This is a genomic window from Pseudoalteromonas sp. T1lg24 (genome assembly GCF_002964745.1).
Lineage (GTDB): Bacteria > Pseudomonadota > Gammaproteobacteria > Enterobacterales > Alteromonadaceae > Pseudoalteromonas > Pseudoalteromonas spongiae.
This window is the reverse complement of record NZ_PQCB01000004.1, coordinates 62,771-85,927: the sequence shown is the minus strand read 5'-3', so window position 1 is coordinate 85,927 and position 23,157 is coordinate 62,771. Positions and strand designations below refer to the sequence as shown.

The window sequence follows — 23,157 nt, the reverse complement described above, 5'->3', positions numbered from 1 at the left end:
CCCCAAACATAGCTCAAGTAATAGTAAGTTAAAACAAGTTACTGTTTAGGTAAAGCGATTGTTTTTCAATCGCCACGAATAGATTATTTTGCTACCGGTAGTCTGACTATCGCCATGGTCGGGCGACGGCGTTTACAAATAAACAAGTGACTGGTTACAAAACGCTTAGCTTCCTTTTTAGCATCGGTTGCCAGCGCTGCCACTTGATGACTGTTTTCGCAGTGCTCAATATCAGGATTAACTAAACCAATAGACAAGGTTAACAAGGGCACAAACTTCTTTTCACCCTCGCGGTTGGTTGCCCAATAGCCCCCTGCTGCAACGTGCTCTGGCGTAAAATAGGCTCTAACGGCGGTTTCAAACTCCGATATTATTTTACGACACAGCGCTTCGCCTAAGTCACTAGGACACACCAGCATAAAATCATCGCCACCAATATGACCAATAAAGCAGTCTTTTTGATTACACACTTGGCGGCAAATTTCAGCAAGTAGTTTAATTACCATGTCACCACTGGCATAACCATAGAGATCGTTAAACTGCTTAAAGTGATTTAAATCGATATACGCTAGTTCGAAATCTTGTCGCGCATTTAAACGGCGTTCAATATTATCATTAATTGCCACATTACCCGGCAACATGGTTAACGGGTTGGCATGCTGCGCGTTTTTAATTTTCTCGTCAGTAATGTGTTTTAGAATATCGCGAATAGCAACAACACCAACGTATTGCCCTTCTTGTGTCACAATAATATAGCGGCGTATATCAAAATCTGAGTCAGTAATTTTTTGGCTCACAGAGTCCAACGCTGTCAATCTATCAACTACTAAAGGCTGATGATCCATAACCTCATCGACTGAGCGCTTAGAGTGTAGCGCCGCCCCATAGGTTGACGAAAATATTTCGGCAAGTTGATCTCGGTGTAATATGCCAACGGGTCGATTATCTTGATTAAGCACTACCAGGCTTTGCAATAACTTATCTTGCTCGAAATACTTCTTCGCCACACCGCAATTGGTCGTGACAAAAATAGACTGCTGGCTTAGTAATAAATTGCCAATAAAAGGGGAATCGTCTTTCGTATTGCGTGGCATATCCACTAACTTTTGCGCAGCAATGCATTCATCAAAACTCTGACACGGCGAAAGTACCGGGCGTTCAAGCAAAAAGCCTTGTGCTAGTTCAACACCCAGATTTTTTAACAGTGTTAATTCTTGCGTGCGTTCTATACCTTCAGCTATTACTCGCGTATTAGTGATTTTTGCCAGCTCTAATATCGAACGTAAAAATTCTTTTTTCACCACACTTTTATCGCAATGATCGATAAAATAACGATCAATTTTAACGATGTCAGGCTTGAGTTCAGACCACTGTTTTAGCCCGCTGTAACCCGAACCAAAGTCATCAATGGCAATATGCAAACCTAAATCACGATAATGTTTAATCGCTTCAAATAATAAATCGCTTTGTGCTAACGGCTCCCGCTCAGTAATCTCAATCACAACCCGTGATGTGGCTAAACCGTGTTTAGCAAGCAGTTGTAAAGTTTCACCTTTGGGATGCGCGGCTTCCAGTAATGCAGACGGACTTACATTGATAAACAATTTCCCAGGCAACCCTTGGGCAACAAAGTTCTCAATGGCTTTTTCACGACAAAGAAGCTCTAGTTCTGAGAGGCAGGCATCTTTTTCAGCTTGGGCAAAGAGTTCGACAGGGCTGAAAAAACTTGAATTTTCAGGGCCTCGCGACAAAGCTTCGTAGCCGAGCACCGTTTCTTTTTCAATATCAAGAATGGGTTGAAACAGCGTTGTGATCTGTCGCTTTGACAGAATCGCTTTAAGGCTGATCGATTGTTTCAAGTTTTGCATAATTCACCTCTTTACGGATGGCGAATATAACAAGAGATAATGACAGAATTATTTCAGAAGCTAAGTGTCAGAAAAGGTTGTAATTATTTCACTTTATAATCACAACCTTTTGAAATTTAGGTTAGTTTAATGCTTTTTCAACCTGAGAAAAGTGTGCAATAACTTCAATAATTTCCATTTCTGCACTTTCACGCATTTCTGCAGTGGTAATCCCCATTGTCGCCATTGCTTGTACCGTTGCAGGATGCACCAGTAAGTCCTTCGCATGGTAACAGTTAGGGTCGTCAAACTTAGGCAGTTTACCGTCTTCATGATAACCTGACTCGATCTCTTCTAGCGGTAAGGTTGGAATGATATCCGCCGCATTATTCAGTGCTGTTAAATACTCAGTACACTTTGGATGTTTATTTATAAACTGCGTAATGATTGTTTTAGAACCCGCTACTAACTCAGCTGACTTTACAGCGATTTCAGTATCTGGTTTAGCTTCTTTAATCATTGTCACTAGTGTTTTAGCACCCTCTTTGTAGTCTGCTAACGCTTGATTAGCTATAGGTGCTTTTGCTACCGCTTCGGCGTTAGTTTGTTGTTTATCACCACATGCTGTTAAAAGTGTCATTGCTGCAAAACTAGCAAGTACAGTTAGCTTTTTCATTTTAATGCCTTTGAGAATGTTTATCATTTTCAGTATCATACTAAAGACAAAAAAAAAGGCCAGTATTAACACCGGCCTTTTTCAGAATTATTACAAAATTACCAAATAATTATGGCATATTGTCAAATTCAGCACCTTCTTTCTCAACTTCTTCAGGGATCAGATCTTCTTTGCTGATGCCCATCATTACTGCAACAGAACTTGCTACGTATACAGATGAGTAAGTACCAATAAACACACCAAATAGTAATGCCGTTGCGAAGCCATGAATGGTTTCACCACCCCATACGAAAAGCGCCACAAGTACTAAGATGGTTGTAATTGATGTTACTAACGTACGGTTTAACGTTTGCGTTAGTGAAATATCAACAATTTCAATGGTATCGTCGATACGGATTTTACGGAAGTTCTCACGAATACGGTCCGATACAACAATGGTATCGTTGAGTGAGTAACCTATAACCGCAAGTACCGCTGCTAATACAGTTAAATCAAACGGTAAACCTAATACTGAGAATAAACCCACAGTTAAAATAACATCATGCGCAAGTGCTGCTACCGCACCAATTGCAAAACGCCATTCAAAGCGAAGTGCAACGTAAAGCAAAATACAGATTAGCGCTGTTAACATTGCTAAACCGCCTTGCTCTTTAAGGTCTTCACCAACGCTTGGGCCAACAAACTCAATTGAGCGGATTTTAACTTTCTGGCCTGTTTGTTCAAGAATCTCGAGTACTTGGTTACTGATCATGTCGGCCTTTTCACCTTCACGTGGCTCAAGACGAATTTTTACGTCCTTACTTGAACCAAATAACTGTACCTGTGCATCAGGGAAGCCATTTTCGTGCAGTGATGAACGCACAACTTTAAGGTCAGCGGCTTGTTCAAAGCCAACTTCAACCGTTGTACCACCGGTAAAATCCAAACCAAAGTTCATACCTTTGGTAAAAAACGAAACAAATGAAGCGATAATCAGCAGAGTTGAAATTGTCATTGCCGCTTTGCGCAATGACATAAACTTAAGTGTTTCATTTAACTTTAATAATTGCATCACACTCTCCTAGATAGATAACTTCTCAATGCGCTTACCGCCGATTAACGCGTTAACAATCGCACGCGTACCAACAATCGCAGTGAACATTGACGTTACAATACCGATAGCAAGAGTGATTGCGAAGCCTTGAATAGGACCTGTACCAATTGCGTACAAGATCACGGCTGCAATTAACGTTGTGATATTGGCATCAAAAATGGTGCTAAATGCACTGTCGTAACCATGGTGAATTGCTTGTTGAGGACTACGCCCTTCAGCTAATTCTTCACGAATACGTTCAAAAATAAGCACGTTCGCATCTACCGCCATACCAACCGTTAGTACGATACCGGCAATACCCGGTAAGGTAAGCGTTGCACCGGCAAGTACTGACATTGCACCAACAATTAATACTAGGTTTAAACCCAGTGCAATATTTGCAATCATGCCAAAGCCTTTGTAGTAAAGCAGCATAAATACCAGTACGAAAACAAAACCAAGTACTACCGCAGTAATACCTTTTTCAACGTTTTCTGCACCCATGCTTGGACCTATGGTACTTTCAGCAACAATTTGAATTGGCGCAACAAGTGCACCTGCACGTAGCATTTCAGATAAATGCTGCGCTTTTGCTGGCGTATCAATACCGGTAATTTGGAAACGACGACCTAAGCGCTCATTAATGGTTGCTTGGTTAATCACTTCTTCGTGTTTGATTGGTGGTAACGCTTTACCGTTTTCATCTACCTTACCCGATGGACGGTATTCGATGAACACAATCGCCATTAAGTTACCAACTTCGTCTTTAGTAAACGCAGCCATTTTTGAGCCGCCTTTGCTATCTAGTTGTAAGCTAACTTGCGGACGCTGGTATTGGTCATAACCCGCTTGTGCCCCGGTAATATGAGAACCTTCAAGCATTACGCGTTTTTTAAGTAAAACTGGACGACCAAACTGATCGTTGATTACTTCAGAGCCCGGCGGCATACGACCTGCTAATGCATCGCGTACGTCGTTATCTTGGTCAACCATGCGCAGTTCAAGCGTCGCTGCTGAACCTAAAATCTCTTTCGCACGTGCTGGGTCTTGAATACCCGGTAATTGTACTAAAATACGCTCTTGGCCTTGGCGCTGAACATTTGGTTCTGCAACACCAATTTGGTTAATACGCTTACGAATAATGATTAAGTTTTGTGAAATTGCGTAATCGCGAATTTCTTTTAACTTAGCTTCAGTTAAACGCGCAGTAAACGCTAACTCATTGCTGCGGTCATCGCGAAACTCAAGGCTAGGATTGTTCTTTTGCAAATAACTTTCGGCGGCGTCTTTGTCTTCTTCATTACGGAAAACTAATTGCACGCGATCTGCGTTTGCTACTTCACGAATGCTGCGGTAGCGAATTTTCTGCTCACGTAAGTCAGAGCGGAAATCTTGTTGCATCTGCTTTAACTGGTTATTGATAGCAGTACGCATATCAACTTCCATCGTAAACTCAACACCACCACGTAAATCTAAGCCTAACTTCATCGGCGCACCGCCCAAGTTTTCAAGCCATGCCGGCGTTGAAGGAGCAGAGTTTATAGCAGCGATATAGTTAGCGCCTAGACTGTCGCTTAGTTGGTCTTTCGCTTTTAACTGTGTTTCTACATCATTAAAACGAATTAAGATTTGCTCATTTTCTAGTTTGATTGATTTAGCATCAAATCCATCGTTCGTTAAAATTGTTTTTACTTTGTCGAGATCCGCTGTTTCAATCACAGCGCCTCGCGCACCTGAAATTTGTACGGCAGGATCACTACCGTACATATTTGGTGCAGCGTAAAGCATACCAAGCAATACAACTGCTACCACCATCAAGTACTTCCATAATGGGTACTTATTAATCACAACTTATTCCTTTGATTAAAGTGCTTTCATTGTGCCTTTAGGCAGCACAGCTGAAATTGAACCTTTTTGCACTGTTACGTTAGCTTGATCGTTAAGCGCAACAACAACAAAATCTTTGTCGTCAGATACTTTCACGATTTTACCCACTAAACCACCAGCAGTAAGTACTTCATCACCTTTTGCCAATGCTGACATTAGGCTCTTGTGCTCTTTAACACGCTTTGCTTGTGGACGGTAAATTAGGAAATAAAATACCAAACCAAAAATACCTAGCATGATTAGCATTTCCATGCCGCCACCAGCAGGTGGAGCACCCGCACTTGCATGCGCACTTGAGATAAATAAACTCATGGTTAATTCCTCTTAAATTTTATTAGTCTTCAATTTGTTTTAATTCAGGTACCGGCATACCGCGACGCGCATAGAAGTCTGCAACAAACTCTTCTAGTTTGTTCTCAGCAATGGCATTGCGAAGCCCTTCCATAACGCGTTGGTAATAACGTAAGTTGTGGATCGTGTTTAAACGAGCCCCTAAAATTTCATTACACTTATCTAAGTGGTGTAAATAAGCGCGTGAGAAGTTCTCACAAGTATGGCAATCACATTCTGGATCCAGTGGGCCTGTATCCGTTTTATGTACTGCGTTACGGATTTTAATTACGCCACCAGTAATAAATAAGTGACCGTTACGCGCGTTACGTGTTGGCATTACACAGTCAAACATATCAATACCACGACGCACCGCTTCAACTAAATCTTCCGGCTTGCCTACGCCCATTAGGTAACGCGGCTTATCTTCTGGCATTTTGTAAGCACAGTGGTCAAGAATGTTAATCATGTCTTCTTTTGGTTCACCTACTGATAAACCACCAAGTGCATAACCATCAAAACCGATTTCTTCTAAACCTTTTTGCGAAATTTCACGCAGTTCAGGGTACATACCACCCTGAATAATACCGAATAATGCTGATGGGTTATCACCGTGACCTTCTTTCGAGCGTTTTGCCCAACGCAGCGATAGCTCCATCGAGTCACGCGCTTCTTTTTCTGTTGCAGGATACGGTGTACATTCGTCAAAAATCATCACAATATCTGAACCCAAGTCGCGCTGAACTTGCATTGCTTTTTCTGGTGATAACATGATTTTCTCACCGTTTACCGGTGAACGGAACATTACACCTTCTTCCGAAATTTTACGCATTTCGCCTAAGCTGAATACTTGGAAACCGCCTGAGTCGGTAAGAATTGGTTTATCCCAACCCATAAAATCATGTAAATCACCGTGTTGTTTGATGATTTCAGTACCTGGGCGAAGCATTAAGTGAAAGGTATTACCTAGGCAAATTTCTGCACCTATGCCTTTTAACTCTTCAGGAGTCATACCTTTAACGGTACCGTAAGTACCTACAGGCATAAATGCAGGTGTCTCTACTACACCACGGTCAAAGATCAAACGGCCGCGACGCGCTTTGCCATCTGTATTGTCTAATTCAAATTTCATAAAAACCTCAAATGCCGGAAAAACAGTCCAACTTTTACTCAATTTCATCAATTGAGCGTAAAATAATCGGTCGATTTTACCTGCTTTGACAGCACAATACTATGGATATAGGGATGAGATAACAGAAATAAAAGTGGAAAGTGAGATTTACGTGTAAAGCGATGTAACAGAGTTACATCGCATCGTGTTTTTAAGTGGTGTACTAAATGTCTTTTTTGGTTAAGAACATTGCATCACCGTATGAGAAAAAGCGGTATTTTTCTGCAATTGCAGTGTTATAGGCGTTCATAATATTCTCTTGTCCAGCAAAGGCACTCACAAGCATTATTAGTGTCGATTCAGGAAGGTGAAAGTTAGTGATCATCGCGTCTACCACCTGAAATTCGTATCCAGGAAAGATGAAAATATCCGTATCACCATAAAACGGTGCAAGCTCACCTTCTGACTTCATTGCAGCCGACTCTAATGAGCGCATTGACGTTGTGCCCACAGCAACAACACGACCACCGCGTTCACGACATGCTTTAATTTGTGCAACCACTTGCTCTGGCACTTCAATATACTCAGAATGCATATGGTGATCTTCAATTTTATCAACACGCACTGGCTGGAACGTACCCGCCCCTACGTGCAACGTTACAAAGCCTAAATCAACGCCCTTGTCTTTTAACTTTGCTAATAACGCATCGTCAAAATGAAGACCCGCTGTTGGCGCTGCTACTGCGCCCGGTTTTTCACCGTAAACAGTTTGATAGCGATTACGGTCCTTTTCGTTATCAGGGCGGTCAATATATGGCGGCAGTGGCATATGACCAATACGGTCTAAAATATCAAGTACGCCCTCTTCACCTTCGAACTTCAGCTCAAATAATTCACCTTGGCGACCTTGCATTACCGCAGTTGCCGTTTCTTCTAAAATAAGCTCGTTACCAACTTTAGGTGATTTATTTGCGCGCACGTGTGCAAGTACCGTGTGTTTATCAACTACACGCTCAACGAGCACCTCAACCTTACCGCCCGATGCTTTTTGACCAAACATACGCGCAGGAATTACTTTAGTATTATTAAAGATAATCAGGTCGTTTGGATTTATAAAATCTAATACATCAGCAAACGTATGGTGTGTGATTTCGCCACTATTACCTGCTAGCTTTAATAAGCGACTGGCTGTGCGATCTTCCATTGGAAATCGAGCAATTAATTCATCGGGTAATTCAAAGTTAAAATCAGCAACACGCATTTGTCTGTCTCACTTGGTTATTAGTACTCAAGGCATACTTGGTTAAAGTCGCGCCGATTCTAGTGTTAGTGATGATTTAAATCAAGGAAAACAGGCCGCGCAAAATATAACCTACTGAATGTTAAAGTTTAAGAATCAACGGGTGAGTAAAATACCAAATTTACTTGAGTTAACTATCTAAACTAGGTATCTTTTGGCATTTGAAAATCAAACTTACCAAGGAGTGGTGAACTGATTTAGAGGTGCAGTTTAAATGCCGAATAAGCTTAAGTTGCTGGTAGTGACACCAGACATTAAGCTATCAACTCAGCTAGTTGATGCATTAAAAAATGTCGATGTATTTGATATTGAGCTAAAGGGTAATAGTTTAGAGGCACTCGATTTACTGAAGAAGCACTCTTTCAACCTGATAATCACCGATCTTGCTATTGGCGAAATTGATGGTTGGCGCTTTTCACGCATGGTGCGCTCAGGCTTGCTGGCAACTGCAAAAAATACACCTATCGTATTGATACCTCCTACCTATTGTGAACGAATTGCTGAAACAACCGCTCGCGCATATGGTATTGATGCCATTTTACAGCACGACAAATTAGACAAACTTCCGCATTTACTCGCTAATATTTTATCTGAGCACACCGATAAAAGCAGCCGGTTACCGCTATTGCTGGTTGAATCTAACGAACAACGCGCTGCACAAATTCGCCATGATTTAGAACTTGGTTTTGCCATCAGCACAACCGATAACTGCGCCGATGCGCAAACCTTAATCCAGCAATATAACTACGCCATCGTACTTGTTGATGCTACCCATGGCAGCTTTGAGCGCGTAAATAACTTTTTGCAGCAATTACGTATTCACAAACCGAACCAAGCTGTTGTAACCATTATCGATAGCCAAGATGCTGATTTTGCCGAACAACTGCTGCTATTAGGTGTTACCGACTTTATTCGCTTGCCGTTTAATCACAACATTATTAATAAAGTATGTGAACAAGCTGCGCGCCGTGAAGATTTTATGGTGAGCTATGATGAATTCGCTGAAAAAGTAGAGCTACTTAGTAAAAGCCAACAAGGTTATAAAGACTTATTCTCTGCCCACCAACGTATTTTAATGCATTTAAATACCTCGGTAATTGAAATTGACCAAGCCCATAATATTTGTTTTTTAAATCCTGCTTGGGAAGCCCTAACCGGTAATCGATTGCAATCTAGCCTAGGCAAACCGCTAGCCAGCTTTTTCCCTCAACATGAGGCTGAAAAACTCGAAAAGCTCATTTGCGCAATTAATATGAAGCCTGGCAGCAAAGACAAACTAGAACTACAAATAAACCATAAACTTGGCCACCAAATTTGGATTGAGTGCAAGTTGCAATCAATTAAAGAGCGCCAAGCTAAAAGTAATATCACGCTAAGTATCGATAACATTGATGAACGAAAACAAGCTGAATTTAGCCTACAACATTTAGCCCATCACGATACATTGACCAATTTGCACAACCGCTACTTCTTTGACCAACAGCTCAACCTATTTTGCCAAAACGTATCAAACGGCCAACAACACGCACTGCTATATATCGATCTAGACCACTTCAAAATTATTAATGACTCGCAAGGCCACCAACAAGGCGATAAAGTACTGCAAAAAGTTGCTGAGTTATTCGAGCAATGTGTTTCTGGCGATGCCTTGGTATGTCGTTTAGGCGGCGATGAGTTTGCCATTATTTTAGAAAATACCGATTTACTCGATGCCCATATGATTGGCGAGAGCTTATGTCAAACTATTGAGAATCAGAGCTTTCGCTTTGGTGAGCAAAGCTATTCGATTAGCTGCTCAATCGGTTTAACGCAAATTGATAATAAAAACTGCGATGCCAGCGAATGTTTAAAGCAAGCGGATATTGCGCTCTACGTTGCTAAAAGCCGTGGCCGTAATATCGTTCATTGTTATTCAGATTCAGATGCAAAAAGTAAGCAGTTACTATCGGGAATAACATGGGCTCACAGTGTAAAAGAAGCGCTTAAAGCACAAAGCCTTACCATGCACTTTCAGCCAATATGGTGCTACAAAGAGCAAAAAGTGAGTTATTATGAAGCGCTTGTTCGTTTAATTGTAAATGATGAAATTATTTATCCGAACCAGTTTATTCCGTCATTAGAGCTAGTGACTGATATCGATTTACTCGACCAAAATGTAATAGAAAAAACTATCGCATTATTAGGTGAATACCCTGAATTAAACAAAGTCGCAATCAACCTTTCTGCACAAGCCTTTAACAACGCCAACCTGTTAAACACCATAGCGCAAAGTTTAAAGCTGCATAATGTAAGCCCAGATAGACTCACCTTCGAAATTACAGAATCAGCGAGTATTAGCAATCTTGTCGCGACCACGGCGATGATCACCCAGCTGCAAAAAATTGGCTGTCAGTTCTCGATTGATGACTTTGGAACGGGCTTTAGCACCTTTAGCTACCTAAAACAATTGCCTGCGAATCAAGTAAAAATTGATGGTTCATTTGTTAAAGATATGACCCAAGATAACATTGATAAAGCGCTGGTTAACGCCATTAAAGACATCAGTCATTCACTCGGTAAAACCTGTGTTGCCGAATACGTGGAAGACCAAGAAACCTTTGAATTGCTTAAAGAAATTGGTGTTGACTACGCACAAGGTTACTTTATTGGTAAACCGATGCCGGCGATTGAAATTAAAAAGCTAAAAAACACTTCTGAAAACTCAATCGCTTAACAATTTTTACAAATCAAATTAACAAAACAATAGGAATTCGCCCAAAGATTAAGCTAAACTGGTTTTATATGGACATACAGAATAATCATTTCATTTGAGAGTGATTTTGCATAAAAACGGGAGGGACGATGGCTCTGTTTATTATTTTACTGCTAATTGCGAATGTCCTGATTTGCTACTTTTGTTACTTTAAAGCCAGTGAAAAAGGCTACCCTAAAGCAATTTTTGCTGGGTTAGGTGCGATTCCTTATTTTAACCTTGTAGTGTTAGTGTATTTACTATTTTTACCTAACGTAAAAGCTGAAAGCTTATTAAATTCTAAAGCCGCTAGTTAAGCGGCTTTTTTGTTTTTTTTACTGTGAATTGACTGCATTCCGTTAAAATTAAAACGTATAACTTTGCGCACTCGCAAGTAGTTTTTCCGCATCAATATCACCCACAACACACTGATTAATCTTCGCTTTGCTATAAACAAACACAAGATCTTCTTTATTACCCGTCGCGTTATCAATAATAAAGTTAACATAGTGATTTTTACTTAAGCTTTTAAGTCCAGCACCATAATCACACAAGGTTTGCGCCAGAGTTTGGCTCGCAACACGAATATTTTGCTTTCTAGTTTCAGCAACTTTTTTATGCTTTTCTTTGGTAGTCGATTTTATTTTATCTTGCGCATCGTCACGCTTGCCACGCACCTGCTCTTTTTCTTTTTCAAGTTTGGCTATCTTTGCTTCGAGCTTTTCAATTTCCTTTTTAACCGACTTTTCTTCTTTATCTTTCAGTGCATGTCTGCGCTCTAAATCTAAATCTCGGCGAGCACGCTCTACTTCTCGTAACTGAAATTCAATTTCACGCTCTTGCTGAGCAAACTCACGGATTTTTTCAGAAGACTCTCGTAGTGCCTCCATCGCTACATGATACGCTTCGTTAGCCGCTTCAATGCGCATCTCTTCTGCACGGATCATCACGTCCTCATCATGAAACTCGATATCAGGTTCAAGAAAAAAACGTTTCCAGCTTCCGAAGCCACCAGATAACCCCGATGCACTAATACTAAAGACATAACCTTGGTCTGCGAGATAAGCACCATTAATTTGGCGCACCTTAATACCGGGTTCCGCGTTAAGTGATGCCTTTAAGATATTATTCATAATGGTGATTTCTTTTTGGCTTTTAGCGACCATATTGTTTGCTGGTGTATTGGCAGCAACATGACCAGAAAGTAATGCGAGTGAAATCAATAAGCTTGCTTTCGTTTTCATGATTAATTCTCCCATGAGTGGTTTTTGGCAATTGATGACTGTGGTTGTTGCTCAACCTGTTGTGCCAATTCGTTTAATTGCAGGCGAATTAACGCCTGATCTTGTTGACGTACTCGGTTTAAATCGGCAACCAAGGCGCCAATATCTTCTTTACGCTCCACACGCCCTTGCTCTATGGCCTCTTTAACCAGCGCATAGGTCGCCTGTGCGGTATTTGTCTGCTGCTCAGCCAAAAGGGTTTGCAGTTGCTCATAAGTGACTGTTGGAGCTTGCTTTTGTTGCTCTGCAAAATTAATCGCAAAGCCACTATCTGAAACACTTACTTCAGCACGCATAATAACCAGCGAGCACATTAAAACTGAGCAGGCTAAAGCTGCTGGTGCAAACCAAGCAGCAAAACGATTGATCTTTGCACCATCGCTCGTTTTCTCAAACCAAGTGGCTTCTCGATTCCACTGTGGAACGGGCGTTTCTTGATACTTTGCCGAAAGCGACTGCCAAGTTTCACTGTTTTCGAGCATTTCTGCATAAACAGCATCTTGTTCAAGCAATTGACGATCACTTGGTGTAAGCTCACCTGTTTCCAGCCATTTTTCAAAAATACTTTCTAAGTTAGCCATTTAACACCTCCAGTTCTTGGCGCAATTTGGACAGCGCTGTATACAACCGCGATTTTACCGTATTGGTTGATACATCAAGTTGCTGCGCAATTTGTTCAAACGTAAAGTGCTGAAAAAACTTTAATTCCACCACTTCCTTTTGCGTCCAAGGTAAGCCATTTAATAACTTTAAAACTTGCTTATTTTGCTGCGCCATAAACAACATCAAATCAGCAGATTCAGGTTCTTGCATATCCGCTATCAGCATTTCTTGCTTTTCTTCATCGAGTACCTTTTTAGCACGATAAAACTCCACACAACGGCGATTGGTAATTGCGATAGCCCACGTTTTAAAACTCGACTCAAAACGGTAGTTATCGAGCGAACGATAAATACTCATAAAGCTTTCTTGCATGATTTCGAGTGCGTCATCTGGGTTACTCACCATACGCAAGCAAGTGTGATAAATCGGCTTTTCGTATTGTTTTACTAAATTAAGCCATGCGCGTTTATCACCTTGTTGCGCTTTTTTGATTAACCCTTTCTCACTTTGAAAGAACACATATTCCCCAAGAGTTTTGTTTCTCTGCTTATATAGTCGAGCGAGTGCTGAAAATAGTTTTAAAAATTTAAAATTATTTTATCGTGCACATTTTTCAGTAAAGAACGGCTTTAATTTATCGCACAGTAAGCGGAAGTCGCGTATGCGGCCTGAAGTCTTGCGCCATAAAATACCAATATCACGATAAGCGGTATCTTGCGCAGCGCTAAACACCATAGGTTTATGAGATAAAATGCCCGCATTAATTGCCATTTGCGGTAGAAAGGTCACACCAAGTTGACGCTCAACCATACTTAGTAAGGTATGCAAACTTGCTGCTTCAAAGGGATTTATACACTCACTTTTACTCAAGTGACACGCACTCAGTGCATGATCGGTAAGGCAATGTTCGCGCTCTAGCAAAAACACCGATGACGGTGGCAACAAGTTAAAATCAACCACACCTTCTGCCGCTTGATAATCCTTGTGCCTTACAATATTAAATGGGTCTTGTGCCAAAATATGAGTATGAAACTTATTGGTATTATAAGGCAGTGCCAATAGCGCTACGTCAACTTGGCCTTTTTCTAATTTGTCCAATAAGTTATCGCTAGTATCTTCAATTAAAACCAGCTCGAGTTCAGGAAACTCTTTTACACATAAGTGGTATAAATCAGCCGCAATAAAGCTTGCAACCGTGGGAATAATACCTATGGTTAAATGCCCTTGGAGTGGGTTTAAAAAGCTTTTTGTAAGCTCTTTTACACTGATAGTGTCGTCGATTATTTTGCGCGCTCGCTCAACCACTTCTTCACCAATCGAGGTAAACATAATACTGCGGTTTTCACGCTCAATTAGCTGACAACCAAGTGTTTCTTCTAGATTTTGAATTGCACTACTTAAGGTAGATTGACCAATAAAACAGGCTTCTGCAGCCCTGCCGAAATGCTGATGCTGATGTACTGCAAGCAAGTATTGCAGCTGCTTAATGCTAGGAAGGTTTTTCATCGTAATAACCGATTAATATTCAAATTAATAACGATAAAAACAAATTAACAATGGAAAATCAATTATGTCACTGAGATTTAATCAATTAATTGCGAGTGCTAATAACTCTGTTAAATAAATGAGCGAATAGCGCCTAGTGAAATGAAGCCAAACAAGATTTAATTTATCTTTAAATGCTATGTTACAACGGTAAAATTACAGCGCTGTAAGTGCCCTATGTGAACCGCTAACTTGATTAGCGAGCTGCTATATACAAATTTCAGACAAAAAAAGACCCCATTGCGTATCGCATATGGGGTCTTTTCAAGCTAAAAGTCTTTACACTTGAAGGCCAAAAATAGCCGCCAATACATAGTAGATAACAATAGCTAATACCGCGCCTACTGGCAAGGTAATAACCCAAGAAACAACGATATTTCTTACAACACCTAAATTAAGTGCCGCAATACCACGGGCCATACCAACACCTAGTACCGCACCTACTAACGTTTGTGTCGTTGAAATTGGTAAGCCTGTACCTGATGCAATAACAACCGTTGAAGCAGCCGCAAGCTCTGCAGCAAAACCACGACTTGGTGTTAAGTGCGTAATACCTTCACCAATGGTTTTAATTACTTTCTTACCAAGAATCGCAAGACCGATAACAATACCTAAACCACCTAGTGGTAAAATCCACCAAACGAGTGACGATTTCTTAACGATTTCACCGTTGTGCTCAACAATGCTCACTACCGCAGCAAGTGGACCAATCGCATTTGCTACATCGTTTGAGCCGTGTGCAAACGCCATACAACATGCAGTTACAATCATTAAGATAGCGAATACTTTCTCAACATTGTTAAATTGCATTTCTTTGTCAGCTGCAGGGTCCATTTTAAGACGAGCGATCAATACTTTACCTAACAGCGCAACTAAAACAGCAGCACCGATTGCGATACCGTAACCCATTGCTGTACCAAGGTCTAAACCGATATGCTTTAAGCCTTTTTTGATTGTTACTAACGCCATAACAAATGCTGCAAGACCCATGTACATAGGCACAAAGCGCTTTGCATTGTTAAGTGGTGAGTCAGTATCAAAAATTAGTTTCTGTGCACTCATAAAGATAAGGTAAGCAATAAAGCCTGAAATAGCAGGTGTAACAATCCAACTACCTACGATACCCGCAACTTTACCCCATTGAATTGCTTCTGAGCCTACCGCAACCAAAGCGAAACCAACAATTGCACCAATAATTGAGTGCGTTGTTGATACAGGCCAGCCTAAATATGACGCAACAAGTAACCATACACCAGCAGCTAATAGCGCTGAAATCATACCGATCACTAATGACTCTGGTATGGCGACAAATGCCGACGAGTCGATAATGCCTTTACGTATCGTTGATGTAACCTCACCACCGGCAAGATATGCACCAGCGAATTCAAAAATCATTGCGATAATAATCGCTTGCTTAATTGTTAGCGCTTTTGAGCCAACTGACGTACCCATTGCATTGGCAACGTCGTTCGCACCAATACCATACGCCATGATAAATCCCACTACGGCAGCAATCATCACCAAAGTGGTGCCGTAATTTGCAATAATATCCATCAAGTAACCTTTAACTTAATTTTTATATTAATTTAATTAACGTGCTAGCATCAGTTCTAAACGTGAACCAACACGTTCAGCGATATCTGCTAAGTCACCTACCCACTCGAGAATTTTGTATAAGAACATCACATCGATTGGATTTAATTCATTTTCGATTTCACGTAACTGACGACGCAAAGTGATTTGCATTTCATCGGTGTCACGCTCAATTGCGTCGAGCTCTTCTAGCATGTTTTCAACTAACGTCACTTCACGACCACGGAAACCCGTTTCTAATAGCTCATCAAGTTCATTAATGGCTTTAGAAGCTTGTTTTGTCGCGTCGATGCAGCGGTTTAGGTAAGTAATGAAATCAGCTTGGATTTGCTCAGGGATTTCCATTTCGCGGCCAAGTACACGACCAGCTATGTCCTTAGCCTTATTAGCAATTTTGTCTTGTTGAGTGATCAGTTCAAGAAGATCTGTACGCTCAACTGGCAGGAATAATCCACGAGGAAGTTGCAAACGAATGTCACGCTTAAGTACATCCGCTTTACGTTCTAAATCGCGAATATTAATGCGGATCTCAGATGCTTGTTCCCACTCTTTATTAAACGCATGTTGAAAAAAAGTCGTTAACAAAGCACTGGCTTGATGAACAATTTTTATGTGCTCTTCAATTGGTTTGATAGGAGATTTCGCAAAAACCCCTAAAAATGCATTACTAGCCATAATTGACCCTTAAATTTTAAAAGCGCGCAAATTTTACAGGAATCAGCCAAGTGAGGAAAGGCTTTAACATACAAGTATTACAGTAAGTTGAAATTCCTTAACTTAGATTATCAAACAATTAAATTTACGCTAGTTAATAGACTAAAAAAGTTATGAATACCAAAGCAAAAAAGGGTAAAAGCGAAACCGCTTTTACCCTTTTAAAATAGTTACTTAACTTATTTACCAATAATATCTCGCTCGATATCGTCTTGCGAGGTATGACGAATGTCCTTGCCTTTTACAAAATAAATTACGTACTCAGCAATGTTCTGACAACGGTCACCGATGCGTTCTAATGAGCGTACTGACCACACTAAATCCATAACCTTTGGAATTGAGCGCGGATCTTCCATCATGTAAGTCATGATTTGACGTGTTAACGCTTCATATTCGCGGTCAACTTTGGCATCTTCTTTGTGTACACGAAATGCCGCTTCGGCATCCATTCGAGCAAATGCATCTAATACATCGTGCAGCATTTGCGACACGTGACGACCCATATTATCAATATTGCCCAGCAAGCCTTGCTGATCTTTCGCGGTTGATTCAAGTGCAACTTTTGCAATACGACGCGCTTCATCACCAATGCGCTCTAAATCTGCAATGGTTTTTGCAATTGCCACAACTAAACGTAAGTCACTTGCTGCTGGCTGACGCTTTGCAATAATACGAGTACATTCTTCGTCAATGCTCACTTCCATTGCATTTACTTTGTAATCGCCATGCTCAACTTTTTTCGCAAGCTCCGCATTACTGTCATTTACCGCATCAAGTGCAGAGTTTAATTGCTGCTCAACCAATCCGCCCATAGCTAAAACATGGTTGCGAACGTTTTCAAGTTCTTGGTTAAAGTTACCTGAAATATGCTTTGAAATATTATGATCCATAACTTTAATCCTTACCCGTAACGACCTGTAATGTAATCTTCAGTTTTCTTTTTCTTCGGCGTGGTGAAAAGCGTATTTGTATCAGAGTATTCAATTAGTTCACCCATATACATAAACGCAGTTTGGTCAGACACACGTGCCGCTTGTTGCATGTTATGCGTAACAATTACAACTGTGTACTTATTTTTTAAATCGTTGATTAGCTCTTCGATTACCAATGTTGAAATTGGGTCAAGTGCCGATGTTGGTTCATCTAACAGCAGTACTTCAGGTTCAATTGCAATTGCACGCGCAATAACCAAACGCTGTTGCTGACCACCTGACAAACCAAATGCGCTGTCGTGCAAACGGTCTTTTACTTCGTCCCAAAGTGCGGCGCCACGTAATGACGATTCAACTACTTCGTCTAATTTACGCTTGTCTTTTACACCTTGTAAGCGTAGGCCATAAACCACATTCTCATAAATTGATTTAGGGAATGGGTTTGGGCGCTGGAATACCATACCAACGTTACGACGAAGCGCTGCAACATCAACACTTTTGTCATAAATATTCTGGTTATGTAGCAAGATTTGACCATCGATACGACACGTATCGACTAAGTCATTCATGCGGTTAATACAACGTAATAACGTTGACTTACCACAACCTGAAGGACCGATAAATGCAGTTACCTGACCCTTTGGAATTTTCATGCTGATATTGCTCAGCGCTTGTTTGTCACCGTAGTAAAGGTCTAAGTCTTTAATTTCAAGAGCAGTTTGTTCTGCCGATAAGTTTTCTAAATCAAGCTGTAAGCCAGTTGCAGATTGATTTATTTCTGGAGCAACAGTAATCATTTTTACTAAACCTATTAAACTTTTATCACCGCAGAACAATTAATGTTCTAACGACCTAAATTTTTCGCGTAAGTGGTTACGAATACCAATTGCTGTGATATTCAGTGCCACAATTACCGCCACAAGTAAAAACGCTGTGGCATAAACTAGCGGGCGTGCCGCTTCAACATTCGGGCTTTGGAAACCAACATCATAGATGTGGAAACCTAAGTGCATAAACTTTCTATCTAAGTGTACAAATGGGAAGTTCATATCAACTGGCAGTGTTGGTGCCATTTTTACTACACCCACTAACATCAGTGGTGCTACTTCACCTGCTGCACGTGCAACCGCAAGAATTAAACCTGTCATAATTGCAGGGCTTGCCATTGGTACAATAATACGCCAAATAGTTTCCGCTTTAGTCGCACCAAGAGCTAACGAACCTTGACGAACTGAACTTGGAATACGTGATAAACCTTCTTCCGTTGATACAATTACAACCGGTAAAGTTAAAATTGCTAATGTCAGTGCTGACCAAATTACACCTGGCGTACCAAACGTTGGGCCTGGTAATGCTTCAGGGTAGAATAATTGGTCAATGCTACCACCTAGCATGTAAACAAAGAAACCTAAGCCAAATACACCGTAAACAATCGATGGTACACCGGCAAGGTTAATTACCGCGATACGAATCATTTTAGTAATTGAATTTTTCGCTGCATATTCGTGTAAGTAAATCGCGGCGATTACACCAAATGGCGTTACGATTACCGCCATTAACATAACCATAAATACGGTACCGAAAATCGCCGGGAATACACCACCTTCGGTGTTCGCTTCACGAGGGTCATCGCTAACAAACTTACCAATTTGCTTGAAGTAATGACCTAATTTAGCCATTAAACCCATATCGTTTGGTAGTGTTACGTCTAGCACTTGGTAAAGTGGAATCGTTACTAACTCACCACGCATATCTTTTACAATAACTTGGTCACGCTTTGCCGCATCACGAAACTTAAATAGCTCTTTTTCAAGCACCAAGTATTGCTCACGATAGTCTTTACGCTGAGCCTCAAACTCCGCGACTTTTTCGTGTGTTAATTCGCCTTTAAGGTCGAGCGCTTTTTCTTTTAAACGCAAACGTTCTAGGTCGTAGTTTATATGACCAATGGGGCCGTTTTGCAAATCAAGTGCTGACTCATTAAGTTCAACTGCGCGCTCTACAAGTTGCTCTAGCTCAATTAACTTTTGTGCTTCAGCAACAACTTTACCGTCTTTGATCACACTTTCAATGTAACCGTAAAAGTTACCGTTTTTACTACGCTCAAATACCGCTAATTGGCTCGGGGTAGATTGCTCAATAATATCCGTTGCTAAAATCCAACGGAAATCTAGATCTACGTATTCACGGTTACCAGTTTTAATCAGTAAACGCTCTACTTCTTCACCCGTAAAACCGTGTAAATCAACATTCGCCGCTTTTAAGCGCTCAACAGGCACCATTTCACGGTCGTAAATTTCACCGATAACGGTTTCTTTAACGTCGCCACGGTGCATTTCAAATTGCGTTACTTCTGACGGCCAAAAGAACCCTAAACCACGACCTGCAATCATTGCCAGTAGGCCAATTACCGAGATTAAGCTGATACTTACTGCACCACCTGTCATCCAGATCCAAGGTGAGCCAGATTTAAACCACTGCTTCATTTATTAAATCTCCTAACCTTACAGTGAACTATACTTTTCACGTAAACGCTGACGAACAAATTCAGCAATCGTGTTAAAGATAAAGGTGAATATAAACAGTACAAACGCTGCTAAGAATAAGATGCGGTAGTGCGTGCTGCCTACTTCTGATTCTGGCATTTCTACCGCAATGTTTGCTGCAAGCGTACGCATACCTTGGAAAATACTCCAATCCATAATCGGCGTATTACCTGTTGCCATCAATACAATCATGGTTTCACCAACCGCACGGCCTAGACCCATCATCACTGCCGAGAAAAACCTGGGCTTGCTGTTAGTAATACAACGCGAACAAGCGTTTGCCACTGCGTTGCACCAAGTGCAAGCGAGCCATTCGATAAGTGCTTAGGTACACTAAATACCGCATCTTCAGCAATTGAGAAAATTGTTGGAATAACCGCAAAGCCCATCGCAATACCCACAACTAGCGAGTTACGTTGGTCAAAATCAATGCCTAACTCGTTGGTAATATAACGACGTACATCACCATCAAATACCCAAAGCTCTACCGCAGGGCTCAGTGCAAACGAGATATAACCTGCTAGCAATACCACTGGAATAAGTAGGATAGAGTGGCTACCGTCTGGCACCTTGTGGCGAATCGATTCTGGTAAATTTTGCCAGAAGAATGCTGTGAGTATTATCGCCAATGGCGTTAATACTAAAATTAGCATGATTGCAGGTAGGTGAGATTCAATCAGAGGTGCCAACCAAAGACCCGCTAAGAAACCTAAAATTACGGTTGGTAATGCTTCCATAATTTCAACCGTTGGCTTAACGATTCGACGCTGTTCAGGCGACATAAAATAGGCTGTGTAGATAGCAGCTGAAAGCGCAATCGGTACCGCAAATAGCATCGCATACATTGCCGCTTTAATTGTACCGAATGAGATTGGTACTAACGATAACTTAGCTTCGAAATCGTCACTTGCCGATGTAGACTGCCAAATGTAAGCAGGCTCAGGGTAACCTTCGTACCATACTTCTTGCCACAATGCTGACCAAGATACTTCAGGGTGCTCATTTTCAATATCAACAACAATGAGTTGATTGCCCGCCAGCATTAATGCTGCGTTTGAGCGTGGTGACACCGCAAAGAAATCAATTCCCGCGTCTGCTACCTTACCCGACCACAACTTGTTTTCACTGGTAGTGTAATAAAGCGATAAATCACCTTGGTTATTAGTGCTAAAGAATGTACGGCGATAGTATTCACTGTAAAGTCCTGAAATTTCTTTATCACCACTTGCAAAAGCACGGATTTTGGCGAACTTGCGACCCGAATCACCATTAATTTCAAACCACTGTGAAATTTCACCGTTGTCGTTAACCAACATTAATGAGTTAGCGCCTGACAGTAATTGCATTTTAACTAGGTTGGCATTCTCTTGATTCGCGGCAAGCACTTGAATACGCGTAATATCTTCAATGTCGCGCGTATTGTAGATGTAAATCTTATTAGCCACTCTCACAAATGCACGGCTAAAGTCAGGTGAAATTAATAATTCATCCACTTTACCTTCAACTGGAATCTCCGCAGTTTCACTTGACCATTCCATTTCACCAGAAAACATATTTTCTTCCGCTGCAAGCATGCTAAACAGCAGACGTTGATCACCGGTTAATGCAAGTACACCAAGTTGATTATCATCGGCAACATAGCTGAACGCGAATTTACGAATTGATGCACCTTCGTCATCAATCATCACTTCACTTTCACCGAGTGGATACGCAATACTTGGCTTAATGGTACGGCCATTGTTGGCAAATCCTACTTCAAATTTCGGGTTCACAACTTTAATTGCGCCATTTTCAAGACCATAAGCATACATAGCCTGATGAGGTGCAGTGCGTGCAAAGCTGGTTACCGGTGCATCAAATTCAACATTAAAGCTTGTTAGCTTAGTGCCGAATTTCTCACCTTTAATGGTGTAATAACTCAGCTCGCCAGTTGGTGTGAACAAGTAAGCGATTTCACCTTGCTCTTCCATACCTGCCGCAACGTACTCTTGCGTTTCAGGTAGAGCGAATTGATTTCTCACTTCAACATGTGATGAAGCGAAAATCGGCTGTACTACATACAACAGATAAAAGAAGATCAACAATAAGGCAACCAGTACTAATGTACCGCCTGCCGTAATACTGTATTTGGCGACTTTATCTTTGATCAGTCTGTTTCTATTAGTATTGAATTCAACACTTGGCGGATTGGAACTCATCCATTGGCCCTTACAAATAGAATTAGGATTTAGTTGACGTGCATTATATTTTGTCAAGATGACAGAAATGTTACAGAGAGTGAAATATTTCGTTTTTATGACCGAAAAGTTACACCGATTATTTAACAAAATTTGACAAAATAAATTGGACAAAAGGCAGGCAATCATCAATACTTAAACAGCTCTACACCACCATTTAATCCTTTGAATTAGCTAACAATTATTTCTTAATTTGTGTAGAGAGGGTTGCGCTAATTAGATAACGAGACAAGTATATGAAGCAGTTAGTATTAACAATTATTGGTCCTGACCGCTCAGGTCTAGTAGATGAACTATCCTCAGCGGTTTTAGCTAACCATGGCAATTGGTTAGCCAGTAACTTAAGCCACCTTTGCGGCCACTTTGCCGGAATTTTACAGTTAGAAGTACCTGAAGAACATTTGTCGGCACTCGAGGGCGCAATTTACGCCATTCCCGATCTCGAAGTAAAAATTGAAGCAGGGCAAGAACAAGTAACCGACGCAAGCCAACAGCTTAACTTTGTTATTACCAGCAATGACAGACCAGGTATAGTGCAAGAGCTTTCTAGTGTGTTACGCCATAAAGGCGCCTCAATTATTCACTTTAACTCAAAGCAACAAAGCGCGCCTAATTGGGGTGTGCCTCTGTTTAACGCAGAAGCTCGGGTAGAATTGCCAGCAGGTTTAAGTAAAGATGATGTGATTGAAGCGCTCGAGTCTATTACGTCTGACTTGATTGTGGACATTGAAACCGAAGCTTAGGGTTTAC

19 protein-coding genes and 1 pseudogene are annotated in these 23,157 nt (G+C 41.0%); 3 read left to right on the top strand and 17 right to left on the bottom strand.

All coding sequences use genetic code 11. The features are described from left to right. Positions 1 to 83: 83 nt before the first annotated feature. The 7 genes from C2M30_RS01720 to queA all read right to left on the bottom strand — a co-directional run bounded on the left by C2M30_RS01720 (position 84) and on the right by queA (position 8,184). Entirely contained in the window at positions 84 to 1,868 is a 1,785-nt protein-coding gene (locus C2M30_RS01720; RefSeq protein ID WP_105170450.1) for a GGDEF domain-containing protein, read from the bottom strand. 121 nt (positions 1,869 to 1,989) lie between these two features. After that, entirely contained in the window at positions 1,990 to 2,523 is a 534-nt protein-coding gene (locus C2M30_RS01715; protein ID WP_105170449.1) for a hypothetical protein, read from the bottom strand. 109 nt (positions 2,524 to 2,632) lie between these two features. After that, a complete protein-coding gene (gene secF, locus C2M30_RS01710) occupies positions 2,633 to 3,574 on the bottom strand; it encodes a protein translocase subunit SecF (RefSeq protein ID WP_105170448.1) in 942 nt (313 codons plus the stop codon). 9 nt (positions 3,575 to 3,583) lie between these two features. Further along, positions 3,584 to 5,443, bottom strand: coding sequence for a protein translocase subunit SecD (secD, locus tag C2M30_RS01705; protein ID WP_100914011.1), 1,860 nt, complete (start codon positions 5,441 to 5,443; stop codon positions 3,584 to 3,586). A 15-nt stretch (positions 5,444 to 5,458) separates the two neighbouring features. Beyond that, positions 5,459 to 5,794 (bottom strand): preprotein translocase subunit YajC, encoded by a 336-nt coding sequence (yajC, locus tag C2M30_RS01700; protein WP_054979570.1) that lies wholly within the window; start codon positions 5,792 to 5,794, stop codon positions 5,459 to 5,461. Positions 5,795 to 5,816: 22 nt separating this feature from the next. Next, complete coding sequence (tgt, locus tag C2M30_RS01695; protein WP_105170606.1) at positions 5,817 to 6,944, bottom strand: tRNA guanosine(34) transglycosylase Tgt; 1,128 nt, start codon at positions 6,942 to 6,944, stop codon at positions 5,817 to 5,819. Positions 6,945 to 7,146: 202 nt separating this feature from the next. Further along, positions 7,147 to 8,184 carry a tRNA preQ1(34) S-adenosylmethionine ribosyltransferase-isomerase QueA gene (gene queA / locus C2M30_RS01690; RefSeq protein ID WP_100914012.1) on the bottom strand — a complete coding sequence of 346 codons (1,038 nt, stop codon included), beginning with the start codon at positions 8,182 to 8,184 and terminating at the stop codon, positions 7,147 to 7,149. A 253-nt stretch (positions 8,185 to 8,437) separates the two neighbouring features. Here queA and C2M30_RS01685 point away from each other — a divergent pair, with 253 nt between their 5' ends. Further along, on the top strand, positions 8,438 to 10,936 hold the full coding sequence (locus C2M30_RS01685) for an EAL domain-containing protein (protein ID WP_105170447.1): 2,499 nt from the start codon (positions 8,438 to 8,440) through the stop codon (positions 10,934 to 10,936). 128 nt (positions 10,937 to 11,064) lie between these two features. Continuing rightward, on the top strand, positions 11,065 to 11,271 hold the full coding sequence (locus C2M30_RS01680) for a hypothetical protein (RefSeq protein WP_010561903.1): 207 nt from the start codon (positions 11,065 to 11,067) through the stop codon (positions 11,269 to 11,271). A gap of 48 nt (positions 11,272 to 11,319) precedes the next feature. Here the strand turns inward: C2M30_RS01680 and C2M30_RS01675 are convergent, their stop codons facing one another. The 10 genes and pseudogenes from C2M30_RS01675 to C2M30_RS01630 form a co-directional block, all read right to left on the bottom strand. Beyond that, positions 11,320 to 12,198, bottom strand: a complete 879-nt coding sequence (locus tag C2M30_RS01675) for a hypothetical protein (protein WP_105170446.1) — start codon at positions 12,196 to 12,198, stop codon at positions 11,320 to 11,322. 2 nt (positions 12,199 to 12,200) lie between these two features. Then, the gene (locus C2M30_RS01670) at positions 12,201 to 12,818 is read right to left on the bottom strand and encodes a hypothetical protein (RefSeq protein WP_105170445.1); all 618 of its coding nucleotides are present in this window, start codon (positions 12,816 to 12,818) and stop codon (positions 12,201 to 12,203) included. Further along, positions 12,811 to 13,359 carry an RNA polymerase sigma factor gene (locus C2M30_RS01665; protein WP_105170444.1) on the bottom strand — a complete coding sequence of 183 codons (549 nt, stop codon included), beginning with the start codon at positions 13,357 to 13,359 and terminating at the stop codon, positions 12,811 to 12,813. The genes C2M30_RS01670 and C2M30_RS01665 overlap by 8 nt, the downstream gene beginning before the upstream one ends. Positions 13,360 to 13,437: 78 nt before the next feature. Beyond that, positions 13,438 to 14,346, bottom strand: a complete 909-nt coding sequence (locus tag C2M30_RS01660) for a hydrogen peroxide-inducible genes activator (protein WP_105170443.1) — start codon at positions 14,344 to 14,346, stop codon at positions 13,438 to 13,440. A 318-nt stretch (positions 14,347 to 14,664) separates the two neighbouring features. Next, positions 14,665 to 15,939: an inorganic phosphate transporter gene (locus C2M30_RS01655; RefSeq protein WP_010561908.1), complete on the bottom strand. Its 1,275-nt coding sequence runs from the start codon at positions 15,937 to 15,939 to the stop codon at positions 14,665 to 14,667. Between the two features lie 36 nt (positions 15,940 to 15,975). Continuing rightward, complete coding sequence (locus C2M30_RS01650) at positions 15,976 to 16,653, bottom strand: TIGR00153 family protein (RefSeq protein ID WP_010561909.1); 678 nt, start codon at positions 16,651 to 16,653, stop codon at positions 15,976 to 15,978. A 218-nt stretch (positions 16,654 to 16,871) separates the two neighbouring features. Further along, positions 16,872 to 17,582, bottom strand: coding sequence for a phosphate signaling complex protein PhoU (phoU, locus tag C2M30_RS01645; RefSeq protein ID WP_010561910.1), 711 nt, complete (start codon positions 17,580 to 17,582; stop codon positions 16,872 to 16,874). An 11-nt stretch (positions 17,583 to 17,593) separates the two neighbouring features. Further along, entirely contained in the window at positions 17,594 to 18,421 is an 828-nt protein-coding gene (gene pstB / locus C2M30_RS01640; protein ID WP_010561911.1) for a phosphate ABC transporter ATP-binding protein PstB, read from the bottom strand. A gap of 39 nt (positions 18,422 to 18,460) precedes the next feature. Beyond that, entirely contained in the window at positions 18,461 to 20,110 is a 1,650-nt protein-coding gene (gene pstA / locus C2M30_RS01635) for a phosphate ABC transporter permease PstA (RefSeq protein WP_010561912.1), read from the bottom strand. 18 nt (positions 20,111 to 20,128) lie between these two features. After that, a pseudogene (locus C2M30_RS01630) lies at positions 20,129 to 22,368 on the bottom strand (ABC transporter permease subunit). A 275-nt stretch (positions 22,369 to 22,643) separates the two neighbouring features. Here C2M30_RS01630 and C2M30_RS01625 point away from each other — a divergent pair. Continuing rightward, positions 22,644 to 23,150: a glycine cleavage system protein R gene (locus C2M30_RS01625; protein WP_105170442.1), complete on the top strand. Its 507-nt coding sequence runs from the start codon at positions 22,644 to 22,646 to the stop codon at positions 23,148 to 23,150. Positions 23,151 to 23,157 lie beyond the last annotated feature (7 nt).